The sequence below is a fragment of the Tenacibaculum sp. TC6 genome (genome assembly GCF_050606265.1).
In the GTDB taxonomy this organism is placed as follows: Bacteria; Bacteroidota; Bacteroidia; order Flavobacteriales; family Flavobacteriaceae; genus Polaribacter.
This window is the reverse complement of the sequence record NZ_JBOCUK010000067.1, coordinates 1-2,982: the sequence shown is the minus strand read 5'-3', so window position 1 is coordinate 2,982 and position 2,982 is coordinate 1. Positions and strand designations below refer to the sequence as shown.

The window sequence follows — 2,982 nt, the reverse complement described above, 5'->3', positions numbered from 1 at the left end:
TACTGCTTTATTTATAAATTCATTCTTTATCAGCCTATAATAACCATAGGCAACCTCTGGATTATTATAAAGCCATGGCGTGGGGAGGCTTAGAGTCTTCAGATACCTATAAAGCCTTTGACCAAGATAAAAAAGATGAAATTCAAAAAATTATTAATAATGAAAGATATGCTAAAAGCGATGCGAAAAGTACTAAATGTCCATAGTTTTATTTACTTATTTATTTATTTGTTCATAACAGGATGTTATACTAATAGGATCAAAGTTACACAAAATAACTATTCAATAAAAAAGTTTAAGTCATCTGATAATTGGATAACAATAAATGCATATGATAATGAAATTTCGTATGGCACTCTTATTCCAATTATAAAAATTAATAAATTATATTTTCTTAATGAAGGAATCAAAACATTTAATGTAGAAGATTCTAACTATAATATACAAATTTCTCACTTTGGTAAAATACCTATAAATATTAAAAACTTGGTTGTAAAAAAAGGAGATTCTATAGTTATTAATGCCTATTTAAAAGATGATCCAACACCTATAAGTGATTAAAAATATAAAAACAGTAGGTTTCCCTACTGCTTTATTTATAAATTCATTCTTTATCAGCCTATAATAACCATAGGCAACCTCTGGATTATTATAAAGCCATGGCGTGGGGAGGTTTAGAGTCTTCAGATACCTATAAAGCTTTAGACCAAGATAAAAAAGATGAAATTCAAAAAATTATTAATAATGAACGTTATGCTAAAAATGATGCAAAAAGTACCAAGTGCCCGTAAATTTATTTATCTATCTATTTGTTTGATGACAATATCATGTTCTTCAAATAAATTAATAATTAGCAAAGACCAAACTGATATTTTAAATGAAATCTTATACTCATCAGATTATAATGTTTATTATAAAACTATTATTAGTGATTTAAACAAACCTCTAGAAGATTATATTACTAGTGCTATGGAATTTCAATTTTGTGAAAATGAGTCTATAAAACCAAATGAAATATCATTTTTAAAAAAGCAAAAACTAGAAGTCATAAATCTATATAAACTCCCTTTAAATATAAAAGAGAAAATAACCAGAAAAAAGAAAGATATTAAAACTTCACATATTTCTATCCCTATTCTATTTAGAAATAATACTATGGCATTGTATTATAATACTCAAAGGGACGGTGGTAGTTTTATGCTTCTTCAAAAGAAAGAGACAAAATGGGAAATTATTTGCTCAAGTTTAATTTGGATAGAATAAATAAAAAATGCAAAAAGTACTAAGTGTCCGTAAATTTATCTATTTATTTATTAGTTTATTAATAATAGGATGTGTAGCTCAAAGAAAAGTTTTTGAAAAAGAGAGTGAATACAAAATAAAAAAGTTTAAGACTTTTAGCCCTTATCATTCTTGGATAAACATAAAAACTTATTCTAAAGAGCTTCAGGAAAACATACCTGCACTTATAAAAATTAATAATTTATATTTTACTGAGAAAACAATCTTTGATGCTGGAGAAGGTAAGCATAATATTAGTATTGATTTTGTAGGTACTATTGGTTTAAAAATAAATGACTTAAAAGTAAATAAAGGTGACTCAATTATTATTAATGTTTATTTGAGAGAAGACCCAACACCTATAAGTGATTAAAAATTTAAAAGCGGTAGGGTAACCTACTGCTTTATTTATAAATTCATTCTTTATCTGCCTATGATAATCATAGACAACCTCTAGATTATTATAAAGCCATGTCATGGGGAGGCTTAGAGTCTTCAGATACCTATAAAGCCTTTGACCAAGATAAAAAAGATGAAATTCAAAAAATTATTAATAATGAAAGATATGCTAAAAGCGATGCGAAAAGTACCAAGTGTAAATAAGCTTATTTGCTTATTAATATCTTTAATATTTGTAAACTGTGGAATAAATAAAATACCACAGCAACAAAAAAGTGAATACTCTTTAGAGAAGTTTAAATCATTAAACTCATTAGACTCTTGGGTTACAATAAAGACCTACGATAAAGAAATTTTTCAAAATACTATACCTGCATCAATACAAATAAACAACCTCATTTTCAGTGAGAAAAAAGTATTTAATGTTAAAGCAGGTAAATTCGATATTTCTGTTGATTTTTTTAATAAAGTAGGTTTAAAGATCGAAAAGTTAAAAGTTGAAGAAGGTGATTCAATAATTATTAAAGCTCATTTAAGAGATTATAAAGGACCAACATATTAACATAGAAAAAATATAATATTCATAATAAAAACGATGCAAAAAGTACTAAGTGTGAATAGATTTATTTATTTATTCATCTGCCTGTTAACTATAGGGTGTTATTCAAGTAAAAAAGTAATAGAAAGAAGTGATTATTCTATAAAAAAGTTTAAATCTTCACGTAGGTCAATAACTATAAATACATTTGATAAAGGGTTTCCTTACGATACTATAAGAAATCCTCTTATTACTATTAATAATCTATATTTTGGTAATACTAATTTCTTTCGTCCTAAGAAAGGAATACATAATATCGAAATAGATTTTATAGGTAAAATACCTATAAAAGTAAAAGATTTAGTTGTAAAGGAAAATGATTCAATAATTATTAATGCTTATTTAAAAGATGACCCTACGCCTATAAGTGATTAAAAATTTAAAATTACAAGAGTACTACTTATTAAATTTACAACTAAAATAACCCGATAACCAAAAAACCTATTATGCTAAGAAATATAAAAACATAATAGGGTTTCTTTATTAGGTAAAAAATAGCCCCAATTAAAAAATTGGGGTTATTTTAGTTAAGATTTCTTTTGAATAGTAGCCAATTTTAAGGCATCTTTAATCATTTTACCGGGTCTAAAAATGGTACGTAAGTTTTTTATATTACTTGCCGTTACCTCTTCAGCCGTATCACTTCCAGTGCTACTACCTCCAACTTGTAAGGTAAAATACTCTCCGGCATATACAATTTTACC

At 26.0% G+C, this 2,982-nt stretch carries 7 protein-coding genes; all 7 read left to right on the top strand.

From position 1 onward, the window contains the following. The first annotated feature begins 74 nt into the window (after positions 1-74). The 7 genes from ACQY1Q_RS17255 (at position 75) to ACQY1Q_RS17225 (ending at position 2,653) form a co-directional block, all read left to right on the top strand. Complete coding sequence (locus ACQY1Q_RS17255) at positions 75-206, top strand: hypothetical protein (protein ID WP_431006573.1); 132 nt, start codon at positions 75-77, stop codon at positions 204-206. Beyond that, on the top strand, positions 160-561 hold the full coding sequence (locus ACQY1Q_RS17250) for a hypothetical protein (protein ID WP_431006572.1): 402 nt from the start codon (positions 160-162) through the stop codon (positions 559-561). Before ACQY1Q_RS17255 ends, ACQY1Q_RS17250 begins: the two co-directional genes overlap by 47 nt. A gap of 98 nt (positions 562-659) precedes the next feature. Further along, positions 660-791, top strand: coding sequence for a hypothetical protein (locus tag ACQY1Q_RS17245; RefSeq protein WP_431006571.1), 132 nt, complete (start codon positions 660-662; stop codon positions 789-791). Then, on the top strand, positions 763-1,263 hold the full coding sequence (locus ACQY1Q_RS17240; protein WP_431006570.1) for a hypothetical protein: 501 nt from the start codon (positions 763-765) through the stop codon (positions 1,261-1,263). The genes ACQY1Q_RS17245 and ACQY1Q_RS17240 overlap by 29 nt, the downstream gene beginning before the upstream one ends. 7 nt (positions 1,264-1,270) lie before the next feature. Continuing rightward, the gene (locus tag ACQY1Q_RS17235) at positions 1,271-1,654 is read left to right on the top strand and encodes a hypothetical protein (protein WP_431006569.1); all 384 of its coding nucleotides are present in this window, start codon (positions 1,271-1,273) and stop codon (positions 1,652-1,654) included. 183 nt (positions 1,655-1,837) lie between these two features. Continuing rightward, positions 1,838-2,242 carry a hypothetical protein gene (locus ACQY1Q_RS17230; protein ID WP_431006568.1) on the top strand — a complete coding sequence of 135 codons (405 nt, stop codon included), beginning with the start codon at positions 1,838-1,840 and terminating at the stop codon, positions 2,240-2,242. Between the two features lie 51 nt (positions 2,243-2,293). Then, positions 2,294-2,653 carry a hypothetical protein gene (locus tag ACQY1Q_RS17225; RefSeq protein WP_431006567.1) on the top strand — a complete coding sequence of 120 codons (360 nt, stop codon included), beginning with the start codon at positions 2,294-2,296 and terminating at the stop codon, positions 2,651-2,653. Positions 2,654-2,982 lie beyond the last annotated feature (329 nt).